The 18,576-nt window shown below is 69.0% G+C and carries 17 protein-coding genes and 2 pseudogenes; 2 read left to right on the top strand and 17 right to left on the bottom strand.

All coding sequences use genetic code 11. From position 1 onward, the window contains the following. Window positions 1–50: 50 nt before the first annotated feature. Together QE393_RS16875 and QE393_RS16870 are read right to left on the bottom strand one after the other, a co-directional pair. Window positions 51–956, bottom strand: a complete 906-nt coding sequence (locus tag QE393_RS16875) for an SdiA-regulated domain-containing protein (protein WP_273807140.1) — start codon at window positions 954–956, stop codon at window positions 51–53. 246 nt (window positions 957–1,202) lie between these two features. Next, window positions 1,203–1,868 (bottom strand): fumarylacetoacetate hydrolase family protein, encoded by a 666-nt coding sequence (locus QE393_RS16870; RefSeq protein WP_273807139.1) that lies wholly within the window; start codon window positions 1,866–1,868, stop codon window positions 1,203–1,205. A 240-nt stretch (window positions 1,869–2,108) separates the two neighbouring features. Between QE393_RS16870 and serA the strand changes: the two genes are divergently transcribed. Further along, window positions 2,109–3,338 carry a phosphoglycerate dehydrogenase gene (serA, locus tag QE393_RS16865; RefSeq protein ID WP_273807138.1) on the top strand — a complete coding sequence of 410 codons (1,230 nt, stop codon included), beginning with the start codon at window positions 2,109–2,111 and terminating at the stop codon, window positions 3,336–3,338. A gap of 247 nt (window positions 3,339–3,585) precedes the next feature. On the opposite strand, the gene rpiA is transcribed toward serA, so the two are convergent. Further along, window positions 3,586–4,260, bottom strand: a complete 675-nt coding sequence (gene rpiA / locus QE393_RS16860) for a ribose-5-phosphate isomerase RpiA (RefSeq protein WP_273807137.1) — start codon at window positions 4,258–4,260, stop codon at window positions 3,586–3,588. A gap of 116 nt (window positions 4,261–4,376) precedes the next feature. Here rpiA and ilvA point away from each other — a divergent pair, with 116 nt between their 5' ends. After that, window positions 4,377–5,903, top strand: coding sequence for a threonine ammonia-lyase, biosynthetic (gene ilvA / locus QE393_RS16855; protein ID WP_310045645.1), 1,527 nt, complete (start codon window positions 4,377–4,379; stop codon window positions 5,901–5,903). A 332-nt stretch (window positions 5,904–6,235) separates the two neighbouring features. Here ilvA and QE393_RS16850 read toward each other — a convergent pair whose 3' ends face one another. From QE393_RS16850 to QE393_RS16785, 14 genes and pseudogenes are all read right to left on the bottom strand, one after another. Further along, window positions 6,236–6,472, bottom strand: coding sequence for a hypothetical protein (locus QE393_RS16850; RefSeq protein ID WP_273808933.1), 237 nt, complete (start codon window positions 6,470–6,472; stop codon window positions 6,236–6,238). Window positions 6,473–6,530: 58 nt separating this feature from the next. Then, window positions 6,531–6,986 (bottom strand): excinuclease, encoded by a 456-nt coding sequence (locus QE393_RS16845; protein WP_273808934.1) that lies wholly within the window; start codon window positions 6,984–6,986, stop codon window positions 6,531–6,533. A gap of 101 nt (window positions 6,987–7,087) precedes the next feature. Continuing rightward, on the bottom strand, window positions 7,088–7,486 hold the full coding sequence (locus tag QE393_RS16840; protein WP_133862242.1) for a hypothetical protein: 399 nt from the start codon (window positions 7,484–7,486) through the stop codon (window positions 7,088–7,090). Window positions 7,487–7,509: 23 nt separating this feature from the next. Further along, a pseudogene (locus QE393_RS16835) lies at window positions 7,510–8,743 on the bottom strand (beta-ketoacyl-ACP synthase). Beyond that, complete coding sequence (gene fabG, locus QE393_RS16830) at window positions 8,743–9,480, bottom strand: 3-oxoacyl-ACP reductase FabG (RefSeq protein ID WP_273808936.1); 738 nt, start codon at window positions 9,478–9,480, stop codon at window positions 8,743–8,745. The pseudogene QE393_RS16835 and the gene fabG overlap by 1 nt, the downstream one beginning before the upstream one ends. After that, window positions 9,477–9,926, bottom strand: coding sequence for a hotdog family protein (locus tag QE393_RS16825; RefSeq protein ID WP_273808937.1), 450 nt, complete (start codon window positions 9,924–9,926; stop codon window positions 9,477–9,479). The genes fabG and QE393_RS16825 overlap by 4 nt, the downstream gene beginning before the upstream one ends. After that, a complete protein-coding gene (locus tag QE393_RS16820; RefSeq protein WP_310044784.1) occupies window positions 9,923–11,107 on the bottom strand; it encodes a beta-ketoacyl-[acyl-carrier-protein] synthase family protein in 1,185 nt (394 codons plus the stop codon). The genes QE393_RS16825 and QE393_RS16820 overlap by 4 nt, the downstream gene beginning before the upstream one ends. Next, complete coding sequence (locus QE393_RS16815) at window positions 11,104–11,604, bottom strand: hypothetical protein (RefSeq protein ID WP_273808939.1); 501 nt, start codon at window positions 11,602–11,604, stop codon at window positions 11,104–11,106. Before QE393_RS16815 ends, QE393_RS16820 begins: the two co-directional genes overlap by 4 nt. Then, window positions 11,601–12,849, bottom strand: a pseudogene (locus QE393_RS16810) (NAD(P)/FAD-dependent oxidoreductase). The gene QE393_RS16815 and the pseudogene QE393_RS16810 overlap by 4 nt, the downstream one beginning before the upstream one ends. Beyond that, window positions 12,842–15,166, bottom strand: a complete 2,325-nt coding sequence (locus tag QE393_RS16805) for an MMPL family transporter (protein WP_273808941.1) — start codon at window positions 15,164–15,166, stop codon at window positions 12,842–12,844. Before QE393_RS16805 ends, QE393_RS16810 begins: the two are co-directional and overlap by 8 nt. After that, a complete protein-coding gene (locus tag QE393_RS16800) occupies window positions 15,163–15,747 on the bottom strand; it encodes an outer membrane lipoprotein carrier protein LolA (RefSeq protein ID WP_273808942.1) in 585 nt (194 codons plus the stop codon). Before QE393_RS16800 ends, QE393_RS16805 begins: the two co-directional genes overlap by 4 nt. Then, a complete protein-coding gene (locus QE393_RS16795) occupies window positions 15,735–16,169 on the bottom strand; it encodes a thioesterase family protein (protein WP_273808943.1) in 435 nt (144 codons plus the stop codon). The genes QE393_RS16800 and QE393_RS16795 overlap by 13 nt, the downstream gene beginning before the upstream one ends. Next, window positions 16,162–17,688 (bottom strand): histidine ammonia-lyase, encoded by a 1,527-nt coding sequence (gene hutH / locus QE393_RS16790; RefSeq protein WP_273808944.1) that lies wholly within the window; start codon window positions 17,686–17,688, stop codon window positions 16,162–16,164. The genes QE393_RS16795 and hutH overlap by 8 nt, the downstream gene beginning before the upstream one ends. Beyond that, complete coding sequence (locus QE393_RS16785) at window positions 17,678–18,550, bottom strand: glycosyl transferase (RefSeq protein ID WP_273809040.1); 873 nt, start codon at window positions 18,548–18,550, stop codon at window positions 17,678–17,680. Before QE393_RS16785 ends, hutH begins: the two co-directional genes overlap by 11 nt. Window positions 18,551–18,576 lie beyond the last annotated feature (26 nt).

Raw genomic sequence — 18,576 nt, 5'->3', positions numbered from 1 at the left:
AATGCCGCGCAGCCTAAGGGCGCCACCCTGAATTCAAGCTGAATAGGCGCTCATTGCGCCGCTTTGGACACCTTGTGAAACACGTGGAAGAGATTGGGTTCACCAATCATGTAGAGATTGCCGGCTTCGTCGAGGGCCACGCCTTCCGGTTGCTCCATGGTCGCGTCCAGGCCATGCAGGCCCCGTCTCAGGCTGATGAAGCTGACCGGTTGTCCCTCGGCGGTCAGCTCCACCAGGGTATGGGACTGGTCGGACAGTGCCAGCAGGTGCCCGGTGCGCGGATCGACTGCCACCGCAGAGTAGTCGATCACCAGCTGCTTGAGGGGAAAGGGCTGGAGGGTACCGGTAACGCCGCGGCCGTCGCTGGCCAGGGTGAAGAGCGCGGCCGGATCGCGTTCCTTGCTGAGGATCAGGCGTTGCTGCCGCGGATCCCAGGCGATGCCTTCGAAGCCCTTGTTGCCGGCGTCGGGAAAGCCCAGGTCGTGGTGTTCGAAGGTGTTGGCGTCCAGCTCCCGGGTGTCGTCGGCCAGCTGGAACAGCGACAGCCGCCGCTGGCGCTCGTCGACGATGGCCAGGCGCCCGTCTTCTAGGGCGGTCACGCCTTCCAGGTTGGAGACGTTGCGGATCGGGATGCGTCTTAGGATGTCGCCGGTCAGGCTCAGTTGCACCAGGTAGGGGGTGCTGCCGGTAACGGCGAAGAGGGTGCGGGTACGGGGATCGTAGGTGAGGTCGGAGGTCTCGGCCTCGGCCAGGCCCGGCAGCTGCTTGCCCTGGATCACCGCCTGGTAGTCCGGCAGCCAGACCGCCTGGGCGCGGACTTCCGGCGGCGTGCGGTATTCCTGCCACCAGAGCAGGGCCCGGTCGTTCCAGTGCCAGACGAAGGTGAGGACGATCAGCACCAGCAGGACGAAGGCGGGGAGGAGGCGCAACAGGATGAGGCGAGGGAGTCTGGACATGCGGGCTCGTACGGCTTCTTGTTATGGCTTGTCGGCAAAGTCGCCGAGCGAAGGTCAGGCAAGGCAACAACCCTTGAGGAAGCGGATCGGACTCGCGCTCGCGTTTACGCGTGGCAAAGGAGCATTCCGAAAGGGTTTCAACGCCGCCTGGCCGAGCGTAGGCACTTTCCAGGCAAAGCCTAGAGCGTCGTGGCCGTCCCGGCACACCGTCGCCCGGCACCGGCCGGGCGACGGTGGGTGGCGGGGTTATAGCACGCGCGTTTCGAAGCGGCTAACCTCCGGCAGCTCCAGCACCAGATCATCGCCCACGTTGAGAGGTCCGACACCCACCGGCGTGCCGGTGAGGATGACGTCGCCCGGTTGCAGGGAGAAATGCCCGGCGATGGCCTGGATCAGCGGCAGGATGGGATTGAGCATGTCGCGGCTGTTGCCGTCCTGGCGCACTTCGCCATTGATGGTCAGGCGCACCGGGATGTCGGCCAGGTCCTCGAAGGCATCGCCCGGTACGAAGGGCGCGAGCACGCAGGCGCCGTCGAAACTCTTGGCGATCTCCCAGGGATAGCCCTTTTCCTTGAGCCGGCCCTGCACCTCTCTGAGGGTCAGGTCCAGGGAAGGGGCGAAGCCGGAGATGGCGTCGCGCACCTCTTCGGTCGTCGGCTTCTTCGACAGCGGCTTGCCGATCAGCACGGCGATCTCGGCCTCATAGTGCACCGAACCCTGGTCGGTGGGGATGGCGAAACCCTCGGCCACCGGCACCACGCAACTGGCCGGCTTGATGAACAGCAGGGGTTCGGTGGGAACCGGGTTGTTCAGCTCCTTGGCGTGCTCGGCGTAGTTGCGGCCGATGCAGACGACCTTGCCCAGGGGGAAGTGGATCTTGGTGCCATCGAGGTACTGGTGCTGGTAGGCCATCTGGTGCTCCTGATGAGTGGCGTCTGCTGGCGATCTTGACCCCCACGATCTTAACCAAAAGCGCGGGCCGCGGCGCGGTCCTGGTCGCAAGGCGCTCATGGTCGCCCTGAGAAAGCTTCAGGTCGCAACCGGACCTGCATGCGGCGGCTCATGCTAAGATAGCGCCCCCTTTGCCGCTGGCTGAACTGGCCTGCGCCGCGCCGGCATCCTTACTCCCTGGACACTCTGGATTCAACGCAGATGAGCAAGACTTCCCTCGACAAGAGCAAGATCCGCTTCCTTCTCCTGGAAGGCGTCCACCAGTCCGCCGTGGATATCCTGAAGTCCGCGGGTTACAGCAACATCGAGTACGTCGTAAGCTCCCTGCCGGATGCCCAGCTCAAGGAAAAGATCGCCGACGCCCACTTCATCGGCATCCGCTCGCGCACCCAGCTCACCGAAGAGGTGTTCGACTGCGCCAAGAAGCTGGTCGCCGTCGGCTGCTTCTGCATCGGCACCAACCAGGTCGACCTGCAGGCCGCCCGCGAGCGCGGCATCGCCGTGTTCAACGCCCCCTATTCCAACACCCGTTCGGTCGCCGAGCTGGTGCTGGCCGAGGCCATCCTGCTGCTGCGCGGCATCCCGGCCAAGAACGCCTCCTGCCACCGTGGCGGCTGGATCAAGAGCGCGGCCAACTCCTTCGAGATCCGTGGCAAGAAGCTGGGCATCATCGGCTACGGCTCCATCGGCACCCAGCTGTCGGTACTGGCCGAGGGCCTGGGCATGCAGGTGTTCTTCTATGACGTCATCACCAAGCTGCCCCTGGGCAACGCCCAGCAGGTCGGCTCCCTGACCGAACTGCTCGGCATGAGCGACATCGTCACCCTGCACGTGCCGGAAACCCCCGCCACCCAGCTGATGATGGGCGAGCGCGAGATCCGCGCCATCAAGAAGGGCGGCATCCTGATCAACGCCGCCCGCGGCACCGTGGTCGACCTCGACGCCCTGGCCGCCGCCATCAAGGACGAGCACCTGATCGGCGCCGCGATCGACGTCTTCCCGGTGGAGCCGCGCTCCAACGACGACGAGTTCGTCTCCCCGCTGCGCGGCCTGGACAACGTCATCCTGACCCCGCACATCGGTGGCTCCACCGCCGAGGCCCAGGCCAACATCGGCCTGGAAGTGGCCGAGAAACTGGTCAAGTACAGCGACAACGGCACCTCGGTGTCCTCGGTCAACTTCCCCGAAGTGGCCCTGCCGTCGCACCCGGGCAAGCACCGCCTGCTGCACATCCACCAGAACGTGCCGGGCGTGCTGTCGGAGATCAACCGCGTCTTCTCCGAGAGCGGCATCAACATCTCCGGTCAGTACCTGCAGACCGACGAGAAGGTCGGCTACGTGGTGATCGACGTCGACGCCGACTACTCCGACCTGGCCCAGGAAAAGCTGCAGAACATCAAGGGCACCATCCGTTGCCGCGTGCTGTTCTAAGCCGCCAGGCGACATGAAAAAGCCCCGGTCGGGTTCGCCTGACCGGGGCTTTTTTGTGGGCCGGGTGCGGAGCTCGTTGGGCTTCGCTGCGCTCAACCCAACCTACGACAGCCTGGTAGGTTGGGTTGAGACGGCTCCATCGTCGAAGTCCAACGCCGCGTAGCGTGGATAACGGCGCAGCCTTATCCACTGGCCTCGCACAAACCTCCCGGTGGAAAACGCTGGCGCGGTTTTCCACACTACGGATTCAGCTGCGCTCCAGCCGCTCCACGCCCTGGGCGGTGCCCAGCAGCAGCACGTCCGCCGGGCGGGCGGCGAAGAGGCCATTGGCGACCACGCCGACGATGTTGTTGATCCTGGCTTCCAGGCCCAGCGGATCGACGATGTGCAGGTTGTGCACGTCGAGGATGACGTTGCCGTTGTCGGTCACCACGCCGTCGCGGTATTCCGGGTCGCCGCCCAGCTTGACCAGTTCGCGGGCCACATGGCTGCGGGCCATGGGGATGACTTCCACCGGCAGCGGGAATTCACCGAGGACCTCGACGCGCTTGCTGGCGTCGGCGATGCAGATGAAGGTGCGCGCCACGGCGGCGACGATCTTCTCGCGGGTCAGGGCCGCGCCGCCGCCCTTGATCAGGTTGAGGTGGCCGTCGGCTTCGTCGGCGCCGTCCACGTAGAATTCCAGGTTGTTGACACCGTTGAGGTCGTAGACGGTGATGCCATGGCTTTTCAGCCGGTCGGCGGTGGCCTGGGAGCTGGCCACGGCGCCGTCGAATTCCAGCTTGTGCTTGGCCAGCAGGTCGATGAAGAAGTTGGCGGTCGAGCCGGTGCCCACGCCGATCACGCTGTCGCGGGAGAGCTGGGGAAGGATGAGGTCGACCGCGGCCTGGGCGACGGCCTGCTTGAGCTGGTCCTGATTCATGGGGGTATCCGCAGAGAAAACGGGTGGAGGGTCGCTGATTATAGCCGCTCGGACGGCCTGGCTAACCCACCCGGGAGTGCCCGTAGTAGACTTTTCGCCCCCGCCGCACCCACCGGATCGCCCTGCCGATGCTCGAACAGTACGTGAAGAAGACCCTGCTCGCCCCCGTCTACGACGTGGCGATCGAGACGCCCCTGCAACCGGCGCGGGCGCTGTCCGAGCGATTGGGCTGCCAGGTGCTGCTCAAGCGCGAAGACCTGCAGCCGGTGTTTTCCTTCAAGATCCGCGGCGCCTACACCAAGCTGGCCAGCCTCTCGGCCAGCGAGAAGGCCCGCGGGGTGATCACCGCCAGCGCCGGCAACCATGCCCAGGGCCTGTCCCTCGCGGCCCGCGAGCTGGGCGTGCGGGCGATCATCGTCATGCCGCGCACCACCCCCGAACTCAAGGTCATCGGCGTGCAGTCGCGTGGCGGCGAGGTGGTGCTGCACGGCGACGCCTTTCCCGAGGCCCTGGCCGAGGCGCTGCGCCTGGTCGAGGAGCAGGGCTACACCTTCGTGCCGCCCTATGACGATCCCGATGTCATCGCCGGCCAGGGCACCGTGGCCATGGAGATCCTGCGCCAGCATCCCGGGCGTTTGGACGCCATCTTCGTCCCGGTTGGTGGCGGCGGTCTGATCGCCGGCATCGCCGCCTATGTGAAATACCTGCGGCCCGAGATCAAGGTCATCGGCGTCGAGCCGGACGACTCCAACTGCCTGCAGCAGGCCATGGCGGCGGGTGAGCGGGTGGTCTTGCCGCGCGTGGGACTGTTCGCCGATGGCGTGGCCGTGGCCCAGATCGGCCATCACACCTTCGAGATCTGCCAGCGTTATGTCGACGAGGTGATCACGGTCAGCAGCGACGAGATCTGCGCGGCGATCAAGGACATCTACGACGACACCCGCTCCATCACCGAGCCCTCGGGGGCCCTGGGCGTGGCCGGGATCAAGAAGTACGCCGAGCGTGAAGGCTCCGGCGGCCAGGTGCTGGTGGCCATCGATTCCGGCGCCAACATCAACTTCGACCGCCTGCGCCACGTGGCCGAACGCGCCGAACTGGGTGAGCAGCGCGAAGCCATCATCGCCGTGACCATCCCCGAGCGGCCAGGGAGCTTCCGGGCCTTCTGCGAGGCCCTGGGCCGGCGGCAGATCACCGAATTCAACTACCGCTACCACACCGGCGAAGAGGCGCACATCTTCGTCGGCGTCCAGACCCATCCGCAGCGCGATCCGCGCGAGGCGCTGCTACAGGGGCTGCGCGACCAGGGTTTCCCGGTGCTGGACCTGACCGACAACGAACTGGCCAAGCTGCATATCCGCCACACCGTGGGTGGCCATGCCGCGCGGGTCGGCCAGGAGCAGGTGTTCCGCTTCGAATTCCCCGAGCGACCGGGCGCGCTGTTCGACTTCCTCGAAAAGCTGGGCGGACGCTGGAACATCAGCATGTTCCATTACCGCAACCACGGCGCGGCGGACGGCCGGGTGTTCGCTGGGCTGGAAGCCAGCCAGGCCGAACGGCCGGAGCTGCTGGCGACCTTGGATGCCATCGGCTATCGCTATTGGGACGAGACGGAGAATCCGGCGTACCGGTTGTTCCTGGGCTGAGGTCTGGCGGTGTTGGGCTTCGCCAGGCTCAGCGCCAACCCATGGGGCATACGGGTAATGGCGCAGTCTTATCCACCGCTGGCGCCGACGTGTGTCAGTGGAAAACGCTACGCGGTTTTCCACGCTACGGCGAAGATCGCGGCCATGGGCCGCTCCTACAGGGAATGACGCCTTTGTAGGAGCGACCGCATCGACGGACCGCCATGGGCATAATGAGCCCCCAAGCCCACGCTGGACCAGACCGCCCGCTCTCCCTCGGGGAGAGGGCTGGGGTGAGGGCGGCCAGACACCGCCAGTCCCGCCCGTTGGGCTTCGCTGCGCTCAGCGGCAACCTACGAAGCCAGCGGCTCCACTTGGATATCCGTCAGTCCATGCACCTCCGCCTGGCGCAGGATGGCCGCGGCTGGGGCATCGGCGGGCGGCAGGGCCAGGCTGTTCTCGGCGTCGGCGCGAAGGTGCTCCAGCACGGCCAGGGCCGCTTCATGGGGCGCGAGCGTCGACTGCGGATGGTCGAGATCGAGCTGACGGGACTCGCCGTCCTTGTGGTAGTGGACGCGAAACGTGGGCATGGCGGCGGCCTCGGGCGGGTTTCTAGACAGACCCACCCGAGCGCGCCGCCGTTCCGGCCTACTTGAGGATGACCAGCTTGCCCTTGAGGGCGACACCGGCCATGAGGGCGCCGGCGTGGCACTCGTAGCGGCTGGGATCGCTCCACTCGTTCTTCTTGTAGTAGCTGGTGATATCGGTGACCGCATTGGCACCGGCGGCCTTGGCGGCTTCCTGCAGGCGGATCAGCGCCGATTGCAGCACCCAGCGGCAGGCGACCTCGTCGGTCTTGTTGAAGGCGTTGGTCTTCTGGTTGGTGGTGATGCTGGAGTTGACCACCGTGGCCTTGCCCGGCACCGGGTTGCCGGCCAGGTAGAACTTCACGCTGCCATCCAGACGCTTGGCGGCCAGGGCTTCCTGGACGACTTCGGCGAAGGGCAGTTGCAGGGTGGTGTCGCGGGCCTGGGCGGCGCTGGGCAGCAGGGTGGCCAGGGCCAGGGCCAGGGCCAGGGCGAGGGTAGGGGCTAGGGTACGCATGGCGACTTCCTTGTGGTGGTGGGGATGACTGTTTAACCCAGAACGCCCGCTCCGTCAGCCTGGAGACCGGCGTTCTGCGATATCGCGCAGGCCGCGGGCGGTCATTCCGCGTCGGCTGCGGGGGCGGGCAGCTGCAATTGCCGGCGGATGTCGGCGTCGAGCAGCTGGACCCATTTGTTGTAGTTGCGATGGATGCGCTCGCCGTCGTAGTCGAGGCCGGCGCTGTCGCGGTAGCGGATCTGGTAGCCCTTGGTGCTGTAGGGGATGTCGACCCAAGCCTGGTGGCGATCGCGCACCACGATGCTGGCGACCACCAGGCCGGGGCTCTCCTGGCCGACGCTCCAGCCACGGCGTTCGAGGGTGTCGACGATGGCGCGGCGGACATCGGCGGCGTTCTCCGTACGGTCGGCGGGAAAGACCTCCTGGGGCGTCACCAGGGGCGCGCGGGTGCAGGCCGCCAGGAACAGCAGAGCGGAGACGAGCAGCAGGCGACGCAACATGGGAGTACCTCGAGCTATGGCCATCAGGACCAGCGACGGAAGATCAGCGAGGTGTTGACCCCGCCAAAGGCGAAATTGTTGTTCATCACATGCTCGGTACGCAGCGCCCGCGGTCCGTCACGCAGATAGTCCAGCTCGCCGCACTGGGGGTCCAGGTCATCAAGGTTGAGCGTGGGCACGAACAGCTCGTCGTTCATCATGGCGATGCTGAACCAGGATTCCAGGGCGCCACAGGCCCCCGAGGGTATGGCCCAGGTAGCTCTTCTGCGAGCTGATGGGCATGCGGGCGCCGAACAGCGCCTGGGTGGCCCGTGTCTCGGCGATGTCGCCCTGTTCGGTGGCGGTGCCGTGGCCGTTGACGTAGCCGATGGCCTCCGGCGTCAGCCCGGCGTCTTCCAGGGCCAGCTCCATGGCGCGCTGCATGGTGGCCTGTTCCGGGCGGGTGGAGTGCTGGCCGTCGGCGTTGCTGCCGAAGCCGACGATCTCGGCATGGATGTGCGCGCCGCGCGCCAGGGCGTGCTCCAGCTCTTCCAGCACCAGGATGCCGGCGCCTTCGCCGATCACCAGGCCGTCGCGCCCCTTGTCGTAGGGGCGCGGCGAGGTATGGGGGGCATCGTTGCGCAGGCTGGTGGCATAGAGGGTGTCGAAGACCATGGCCTCGCTGGGACAGAGTTCCTCGGCGCCGCCCGCCAGCATCAGCGGCAGGCGCCCGAACTTGATGGCCTCGTAGGCGTAGCCGATGCCCTGGCTGCCGCTGGTGCAGGCGCTGGAGGTGGGGATCAGCCGACCCTTGAGCCCAAAGAACAGACTCAGGTTGGCGGCCGCCGTGTGCGGCATCATGCGCACATAGGTGTTGGCGTTGAGGCCCACCGCGGCGTCGCTGAGCAGCATGTTGGCCAGCGCCTTGATGTCGTCGGTGCTGCCGGTGGAGGAACCACAGGCCACGCCCATGCGGCCGTCGGTGATGCCGGGATCATTCAGCAGCCCGGCATCGGCCAGGGCGCGTTCGCCGGCGGCCACCGCCAGCTGGGAGACGCGGCCCATGCTGCGCAGCTGCTTGCGCGTCCAGTGGCTGGGCACCTGGAAGTCGACGATGGGTCCGCCCAGGCGGGTGTTCATCTCGGTATAGCGATCCCAGGCGTCCATGCGGCGAATGCCGCTGTGGCCGGCCAGGAAGAGATCGCGGATGGTCGGCCAGTCACTGCCCAGGGCGGTGACGCCGGCCATCCCGGTGATCACGACGCGGCGCGCGCTCATCAGCACAGCCCTCCGTTGACCGCCAGCACCTGGCGGGTGATGTAGCCGGCCTCCGGGGCGAGCAGGAAGGCCACCGCATGGGCCACCTCCTCGGGGGTGCCCATGCGCCCGGCGGGGATCATCTCGAGGATCTTGTCCACCGGCACGTGCTCGTCGAGGATCTCGGTGTCGATCAGCCCCGGGGCCACGCAGTTGACGGTGATCCTGCGCTTGGCCAGCTCCACCGCCAGGGCCTTGGCGGCGCCGATCAGCCCCGCCTTGGAGGCGCTGTAGTTGACCTGGCCGCGATTGCCGATCAGCCCGGAGACCGAGGTGATGCAGACGATACGCCCCGGCGCGCGGCGGCGGATCATCGGCATGACCACCGGGTGCAGGACATTGTAGAAGCCGTCGAGATTGGTGCGCAGGACCACGTCCCAGTCTTCCCCGGTCAGCGCCGGAAAGGCGCCGTCGCGGGTCAGACCGGCGTTGCAGACCACGCCGTAGTAGCCGCCGTGGGCTTCGGTATCGGCGTCGAGGATGGCCGCGCAGGCGGCGCGGTCGCCGACGTCGAATTGCAGCACCCGGGCCGTGCGACCCAGGGCCTCGACCTCGGTGCGCACGGCCTCGGCTTCCTCGCGACGGCTGCGGCAGTGCAGCACCAGGTCGTGCCCGGCCGCGGCCAGGCGCAGGGCGATGGCGCGGCCCAGGCCGCGGCTGGAACCGGTCACCAGGACCGGAGCGGGGGCGACGCTCATGGCGCGGGCTCCTCTAGATACAGATCCGCCCGGGGCGGACGATAGACGTTCAGGCGGGCGCTGGCCTGGCAGCCAGGACCCTGCAGGTGGCAGTCGAAGATGGCCATGCCATCGTCGTTCTGCAGTGCCGGCTGAGCCTGGATGCGCAACTCACCGCCAGCGGGAAAGGCCGCCACATCACAGGCGAACTGGCGGGTGCCGAGCAGGAAGCCCAGAGCCGGGGCCTCGCCACGGCGCCGCGCCTGGCAGCCGGCGAAGGCGGCCACGCTCTGGGCCATCAGCTCCACGCCGATCCAGGCCGGCAGGGCGCCGTCGGCGTCGGTGAAGAGGCCGGGGCGTACCACCAGGCGGGTCTCGATGCCCTGGTCGTCGCAGGCGAGGATCTCCTCGATCAGCAGCATGTCGCCGGCGTGGGGCACCAGCTCGGCGAGGGGCCAGGAACTCATGGCGTGGCTCCGAGGATGAGGCTGACGTTGCTGCCGCCAAAGGCGAAGCTGTTGCTCATGGCGTGGCGGCGGCCGTCCAGGCGGCTGTCGGCGTGGGCCAGCGCCAGGCGTGGCAGGGCCGGATCGGCCTGGCCGTCCCAGCGCTGCGGTGGCAGCTGGCCGGCCGGGTTGAGGACCGGGTCCAGGGTCAACCAGGCGAAGGCGGCTTCCAGGGCGCCGGCGGCGCCGAGGGTATGGCCGGTCAGCGGCTTGGTCGAGGAGCAGGGCACCCCGGCCGGGAATACCTCATGGGTGGCGTGGCTTTCCATGGCGTCGTTGTGTGGCGTGGCGGTGCCGTGCAGGTTGAGATAGCCGATGTCGCCCGGCTGCAGGCCGCTGGCGCGCAGCGCCGTCTGCATGGCCTGGACGGCGCCGCGACCGCTGGGGTCGGGGGCGGAGATGTGGTGGGCATCGGAACTGGCGCCGCCACCGAGCAGGGCGATGGGACCGGGTTCGCGGGTCAGCAGGAACAGCGCCGCGCCCTCGCCGATGTTGATGCCGCAGCGATTGACCGAGAAGGGATTGCACAGCGACTCGCTGACCGCTTCGAGGGCGGCGAAGCCGTTCAGGGTCAGGCCGCAGAGGCTGTCGACGCCACCGCAGAGCACGGCATCGCAATGGCCCTGGACCAGTAGCCGACGGGCGCTGAGCAGGGCGCGGGCGCTGCTGGTGCAGGCGGTGGAGAGGCCATAGCAGGGGCCGCTCAGGCCCAGGTAGCGGGTGAGGAAATCGGCCGGCGCGACCAGTTCCTGCTGGGCGTACTGATAGCCCTCGGGCAGCTGGCCGCTGCGCTGGTGCACGGCGATGCCCAGGCTGGCCTCGTGAATGCCGGAGGTGCTGGTGCCCAGCACCACGCCGATGCGCGCAGGACCGTGGCGCTCGATGGCCTGGCGCACCTGGGGCTCGATCTCGGTCAGGGCCGCCAGCAGGAGCTGGTTGTTGCGACTGAAGAAGGGGGCCCAGTCGGCGGGCCAAGCCGGCAGGGGGGCGCTGACGGTACCCACCGGCGGCTGGCGCTCGGGAATCCAGCCCGGGGTGGGCTGCATGCCCGCCGTGTCGCCGGCAAACAGGCCGCGCGCCACCTCGGCCTTGCCCTGGCCCAGGGCGCAGAGCAGGCCCAGGGCATTCAGGTAGGCACTCAAGGCGCGGACTCCGGCAGCAGGGTCAGGCGATAGCGCGACCCGTCCGGCGCCTCTAGCTCCAGGCGGTCGGTGGCGGGATAGCGCACCTGCCAGTCCTTGAGGCGACGGCTACCATCGGCGGCCTGTTGCCAGTCGTCCGCGGCATAGGTTCGCGGCAACCGCTCGGCCGGGGTCAGGGCGAACAGCAGCACGCTGAAGAAGGTGCGCGCCCGGGGATTGGGCGGCAGCAGGCCGTCGGCGTGCCAGGCGCCGTCGAGCAGCCGCTGGCGCGCCTGGGGCACGCCCAGGGGGTCGAACAGCGAAAAGCGCAGGGCTTGGCCTTCCGGCTGGATGGCCAGCAGCAGGGCGTCGCTGCCCTCGGCGGTCTGGCGTTCCACCTGGTAGACGAGGGCGCGCGCCAGCGGCGGCGGACTGCTGGGCAGCGGCGGCTGGCTGGCGCAGGCGGCGAGCAGCAGCAGGCAGGCCAGCGCGAAGACGAACGGACGGGGCAGGGTCATGCAGGATGGGCCGAATTCAGCTGGCAGAGCTCGACGAGCAGGCGCAGGCGCCGCTTGGGCTCCTTGACGAAGGGGTTGCGAAGGTCCCAGGCGTAGCCGGCGAGAATGGCGCAGATCATGCGGCGGATCTCGGGATCGGCGTTCTCGAAATAGATGACGTCCTGGAAGCTGCCATCGTACCAGCCCTCCACATAGGCACGGAACGTATCGACGCCCGCCTTGAGCGGTCGGGCGAATTCGCCCTCCCAGTCCACCGCCTCGCCACGCAGCTGGCGATCCACCAGCGGCGCAGCCAGGCTGGCCGAACGCAGGGCGATGGTGACGCCCGAGGAAAACACCGGATCGAGAAACTCGGCGGCGTTGCCCAGCAGGGCGAAGCCGGGGCCGTGCAGGCGCTTGACGTTGGCCGCATAGCCGCCCAGCTCGCGCACCGGGGTATCCCAGACCGCATTGTGCAGCACCCGGGCCAGACTCGGGGTCTCGGCGACCCAGTCGCGCAGACAGGTGGCGAGATCGGCGGCGCGTCCGGCATGGCGCTCGGCGGCGGCCACCACCCCGACCGAAGTGCGGCCGTCGCTGAAGGGGATGGTCCAGAACCAGACGTCGCGCCAGGTCGGGTGTGGTGGTGATGAGGATGCGCTCGCGGTCGAAGCCGGGATCGTCGATGCGGTCCTCGACATGGGTGAAGAGGGCGCGGCGCACCGGGAAGTCCGAAGGGGCTTCCAGGTCCAGCAGGCGTGGCAGCACCCGGCCGTAGCCACTGGCGTCGAGCAGGAAGTCGGTGGTCAGCGCATAGGCGTGGCCGTCGTCGCCCAGCACCTCGATCCGGGTCTTTTCACCGCCTTCGCCCAGGGTCACGGCGGTCACCCGCTGGCCGTAGCGGATTGCCACGCCCTGGCGTGCGGCGTCGTCGGCGAGGATCTTGTCGAAGGGGCCGCGCTGGACCTGGAAGGTGCTGCGCCCGCCACTGTAGGTGTCGCGGAAGTCGAAGTCGGTGTAGCGCTCGCCCCAGGCGAAGGCGGCGCCGACCTTGGTCTGAAAAACGGCGGCCTCGACCGCCGGCAGCATCCCGGCTTCCTCGACGAAATCCAGGCTGTGGGAGAGCAGGCTCTCGCCGATGGAAAAGCGCGGAAAATGCTGGGCTTCCAGCACCAGCACCGGATGGCCGCGACGCTTGAGCAGCGCGGCGACCACGGCGCCGGCCGGGCCGGCACCGATGATGACCAGGGGATGATGTTCAACCATGACGAAGGTCCTTTTCGTGGGAGACGGGGGGCGAGGCCCAGGGTGCCAGCAGGAAGCTGAACACCAGCCCCAGGCTGATGGCCAGGCCGAAGTTGGCGATGGCCGGGGTGCTGCTGAGCAGCAGCAGTCCAAAGGACAGCCAGCTGCCGACGCCGGACAGCAGGCCGCCGAGCAGACTGACCGCCGCGCCGCCGATGGCCTCGTGCATGAGGATGGCGTAGTCCACGCCGATGGCGGTGATGAGCAGCAGGGCGAAGAGGCTGAACAGGGTCAGTGGCTGACCCAGCCAGCCGAGGCAGGCCAGGGCCGCCAGGGCGGCCAGGAGCGGCAGGCAGACGATGCGCAGCGCCGCGCGGCGACCGAAGGCCCAGAGCAGCAGGAGGAAGATCGCGCCCGAAGCCAGCAGCTTGAGTTCCACCGCCAGGCGCTGGGTGTGGACGAACAGTCCGCGCAATTCGCCGAGGCGATCCACCAGCTGCACGCCGGGCAGGCCCTCGGCCACCGTCTGCAGGACCTGGGCGTTGCCCAGCCCTTGCAGGCTGACCAGGCCGGCCGCGCCGCCATCGACGGTCCGGCCCAGCCAGAGCGGTCGCCAGAGCTCGCCCAGCGGGCCGGCCAGGGCCTGGTCGAGACTCAGGTCGGGCAACTGGCGCAGTTGATCGAGTTCGGCCTCCAGCGCCTCGGCCGGGATGCCTACCGCCAACAGGGGTTGCAGGCGCTCGCCCCAACCGGCCAGGGCCTGGCGCAGTTCGGCCTGGGCCGCGGCGGGAGCGACCAGGCCACTCAGGGCGCGATAGCCCTGCAGCTTGCCCTCGGCGACCAGGGCGTCGAGGCGCTTGCCCAGGACGGTCTGGCGCTGTAGCACCTCGTCGGCATCGCCGCCACGCACCAGGAAGAACTGGCTGGTGGGCTGCAGGCCGGTGAGACGGGCGATGGCTTGGGCTTCGCGGGTCAGCGCCGGGTCCTGGCCAAGCCAGAGGCGCAGGTCGTTCTGCAGGTGCAGCTGCCAGACGCCCGCGCCACAAAACGCCAGCAGCGCCAGCAGCAGCGGCAGGCTGCCGGTGCGCGCCAGCAGGCGCAGCCGCAGGTCGAGCAGGCGTTGCATCAGCCGCAGGGGCGCGGCCGGCGGCGCCAGGTCCAGGCATTGCCACCAGGCCGGCAACAGGCAGACGGTGGTGAGGTAGGCGCCGATCAGGCCGGCGGCGGAAAACGCCGCCACCTGGGTCAGCGCCGGAAAGGGCGTGCAGGCCAGCGCCAGGTAGCCCAGCAGATTGGTCGCCAGGCTCAGGGACAATCCCGGCAGGGTCTGGCGCAGGATGGCCGTGGCGTCCCAGGGGCCGCCCTTCCAGCTCTTGCTCAGGTAGTGCAGCGGATAGTCGGCGGCCACCCCGGTGAGGCTGGCGCCAAGGATCAGGGTGAGGGCGTTGATCTGGCCGAACAGCAGCACGCAGGCGGCGCTGCCGGCCAGCAGGGCCACGCCCACCGCCAGCAGGCTGAGCAGCACCCGCCAGCGGCGGAACAGCCCCAGCAGCAGGGCCAGGGTGCCAAGGGTGGCCAGCCCGCCGATCAGCGACATCTCGCGACTGGCGGTGGCCTGGCCGGCGGCGGCGTATCTCAGGCCGCTGGCGGCGAGTAGCTGACCGCCATCGGCGACCACCTCACGGCGGGCGGCCTCGATCAGGGCTTCCACCCGGGGCGGGGCGTCGAAGTCGAAGGCATCGGCGCGGGTACGGGCGCGGATCAGGGCCCAGGTCAGGCCGTCGCCCTGGGTCAGCAGCAAGCCGCTGCCGGCGTCGAATTGCACCTTGCTGGCCGGGGTGAGCTGGCGCTGCACCAGCAGGCCGAGGCCGAACCAGTCCTGCTCCAGGGGCAGGGCGCCGGCGCCGGCGAAGGGATCGAAGAGGGCCGCGGCTCGGGCCTGCAGATAGCTGTCGGGCGTCTTGAGCAGCTCGTCGCGCGCCGGCCCCAGTGCCAGCGCCAGGCGGCTAGCCAGGAGCTGCTGGCGCAGGCCGGGCAGGTCCGGCGTGAGTTGCCACTGCACCTTCTCGAACAGCGGTTCCCGGGACCAGGCCTGGCCCAGGCGCTCGGCCAGGGCGGCTACCCGCTCGCGCTGGGGATAACCGACCAGCAACAGGACTTCGCGATTGAGCGGCTCGGCCATGCGCGCCTCGGCCTGCAGGGTCAGGGCATCACCGGCGCCCTGGGGCAACAGCGCCAGCAGATCGGCCGCCACCGGCGGACCATGGCGCCACTGCCAGGCGCTGAGCGCCAGCAGGGCGAGCAGGAACAGCAGGAAGGGGCGCTGCAGCCGGGTCACTGGAAGACCGCGCGCTGCTCGGCGCTCAGGGTGTCGCGAGGCTGGCCGTCCAGCTTGAGTAGGCTGCGATCGCCCTGGGTCTCGCGGATTTCCACCCGTTCGACCAGGGCGCCGCCCTGGATGAAGATGCCGTCGAACACCTGCTTGAGCAGGGCGCCGCGCGGGGTCAGGCGCAGCTGCCAGTGACTGGCGTCGCCCGTCAGGGCCAGCTCGAAGTCGCGTTCCAGGCCGCTGCGATCACCGCCGAGCACGGCCAGGAACAGCGCGCTCTGGCGCGCGGCCAGGTCGCTGCCGGGCAAGGGCGTCCAGCCCGTCGGCGTCTGCTTGGCGATGGCGCCCGGGGTGATGCGATAGGTCTGCGCCAGGGGCTTTTCCAGCCGCCAGAGCAGGCCCAGGCCGCGGGCCAGGGTGAAGTGACCGCTGCTGGTGAGCGGCTGCGGCAGGGCGCGCAGATAGCGCTGCTGGACGAAGCTGCCCTCGACCGCCGCGGGGCGCGCCAGCTGGGCGGCCAGGTCATCGAGATCGAAGGCCTGGGCCAGGGGCGCGGCCAGGATGAACAGCAGGGCGATCAGCGTGCGCATGCCAGGGCCCTCTCCACGGCGTCGATAAAGACCTTGGGCGAGGCCAGCTGCATCTCGCGGCTGGCCAGGTCCACGGCGACCTGCACGGTGCTGGCGCGGGTCAGGCGCTCACCGGTGACGGCGTCGCTGATCAGGTAGTTGAGCTTGAGGCGATGCTCCCACTCCACCAGATCGGCGCGGACGCGGACGCGCTGCTGGAACAGCAGCGGACGGATGTAGCGGATCTGCAGGTCGATCACCGGCCAGCCATAGCCGGAGTCGCGCATCTGCAGGTAATTGTGGTCAAGGCGGTCGAGCAGCGCGCAGCGCGCCACCTCCAGATACTTCACATAATGGCCGTGCCAGGCGATCTCCATCATGTCGACGTCGAAGAAGGGGATCTGCATCTCCACCTCGACCTGCAGGGCACCGGTCTTACGCATAGAGCCTCCAGTGGCGGGCGCGAATCAGGGTCAGGGTCTGGCGCAGTTCGGCTTCCAGGGCACGGTCTTCGATCAGCGGCGGGAAGGTCTCGCCCAGCGCCCGGTGCATGGCGGCCAGGGGCACGGGCGGTTGCCCGCCCTGCGCACACCTGAGCCAGACGCCCTGCTGGGCAGCCAGCAGGGTGGCGGCGGCCACCTGCTCGGTGAGCTCCAGCACGCGCAGGGCGTCGCGGGCGGCGATGGTGCCCATGCTGACCTTGTCCTGGTTGTGGCATTCGGTGGAACGGGAGAAGACGCTGGCCGGCAGGGTGCCCTTGAGCGCCTCGGCGGTCCAGGCGCTGGCGCCGATCTGCACCGCCTTGAAGCCGTGGTTGAGCATGGCCCGCTCGGCCGGCGCGCCGGAGAGATTGCCCGGCAGGCCGTGGTTGTAGCGGGCGTCCACCAGCAGGGCGAGCTGGCGGTCGAGCAGGTCGGCGACGTTGGCCACCAGGGTCTTGAGACTGTCCATGGCGCAGGCGATATGGCCGCCATAGAAGTGGCCGCCATGCAGCACCCGCTCGTCCTCGGCGTCGATCAGCGGATTGTCGTTGGCGCTGTTGAGCTCGGTCTCGATGAACTGGCGCAGCCAGGGCAGGCTGTCGGCCAGCACGCCCAGCACATGGGGCGCGCAGCGCAGCGAATACCTGTCCTGCAGGCGGTGCAGGGGCGCGGCCGGCCCCTCTGCGGCCAGATCCGCGCGCAGCCAGGCGGCCACCTGGCCCTGGCCCGGATGGGGCTTGGCGGCGAACAGGCGCTGGTCGAAGTGCTCGGGATTGCCGGCCAGGGCCACCACGTTGAGCGCGGTGATGCGGGTCGCCAGGCGCAGCAGGTACTCGGCGCGGGAGAAGGCCAGGCAGGCCAGGCCGGTCATCACCGCGGTGCCGTTCATCAAGGCCAGGGCTTCCTTGGGCCTGAGCACCAGCGGCGTCCAGCCCAGCTCGGCATGGACGTCCGCGGCGTCCCGTATCTCGTTGCGCCAGAGCATCTGGCGCTCGCCGCAGAGGGCGGCAGCGACGTAGGACAGCGGGGTGAGATCGCCACTGGCGCCCACCGAACCCTCTTCGGGGATCAGCGGCAGGATGTCTTCGCGCAGGAAGGCGGTGAGGCGTTCGAGCAACTCGACGCGCACCCCGGAGACGCCCTGGCACAGCGACTGCAGCCGCGCGGCCAGCACCGCACGGGTCGCCGCCGGATCCAGGTGGCGGCCCAGGCCGCAACCGTGGAAGGTGTAGAGCTGGCGCGGCAGTGCCTCGACCTGGGCCAGGGGCACGGCGACCACGCAGGAATCGCCATAGCCGGTGGTGATGCCGTAGACCGAACCCTCGCGGGCCAGCAGCGACTCGACGAAGCGGGCGCCGCGGGCGATGCCGTCGCGAAAGGCGGCGTCGTCCTGCAATTCGGCCTGGGCCCGGCCCTCGGCCAGGGCGACCAGGTCTTCGACGGCAAGGGCCTGGCTACCAAAGCGAACACTAGCGTTCATCGCGACTCCAGAAGGGGTAGAAGTTGAACCACTGCCGCGGCGCCTTGAGGCAATGGGCGGCGAGGCGCTCGGCATAGGCCTGGGCCAGGCCCTGGATGCCGGCGGCGCGCTCCTGGCGGCGCCAGGCCGGGGCCGGGGCGAAGTCTTCCAGGTAGAGGTGGTAGCCGTCGGCTTCGCGCAGGCAGAACAGCAGGTTGGTCGGGCAGCGCAGCAGGTGCGCCAGCAGCCAGGGGCCCTGGGGGAAGGGCGCCGGGGCGCCGAGGAAATCCACCTCGACGGTCCGACCGCCGTGCAGCGGCACCCGGTCACCGGCGATGGCCAGCCATTCGCCGCGCTCCAGGCGTTCGCTGAGCTGCAGCATCACCGCCGGGTCCAGTTCGCTGACCTGGATCAGCCGCAGGTCGCTGGCGCCGGCTTCTTCCAAGAGGCGATTGAAGGCTTCGGCATGGCGGGTGTGCACCAGCACATTGAGGCGCACCCGCCGCCCCAGCTGGGCCAGGGCGCGACAGACCTCCAGATTGCCCAGGTGGGCGGTGACCAGGATCTCGCCACGCGGCGCGTGCATGCGGCTGTGCACCTGATCCGGGTCGTGCAGTTGCACCTGATCCAGGCCGAGGCGGCCGTTCCAGGCATCGAGCTTGTCCAGCAGGGCTTCGGCGAAGGCCATGAACTGGGCATAGCCGCTGCGCCAGCTGGGCTGCAGGTCGGGGCGCTTGCTCCAGTGGGCCAGGCGCTGCTGGTATTCGCGGATGCCGCGGCGGGCGCGGGCGCCGAACAGGAAGAAGTACAGCACGATCAGCCGCAACAGCGGAGCGATGGCGCGGCGGCCCAGGTGCCGCGCCAGCCAGGCGGTGAGGCGCATCAGCAGGGGGCTGCCGCGCTCGCGCT

The sequence above is a fragment of the Pseudomonas sp. SORGH_AS_0211 genome (assembly GCF_031453455.1).
Classification (GTDB): Bacteria; Pseudomonadota; Gammaproteobacteria; order Pseudomonadales; family Pseudomonadaceae; genus Chryseomonas; species Chryseomonas aestiva.
This window is presented reverse-complemented; position numbering and strand designations above follow the sequence as displayed.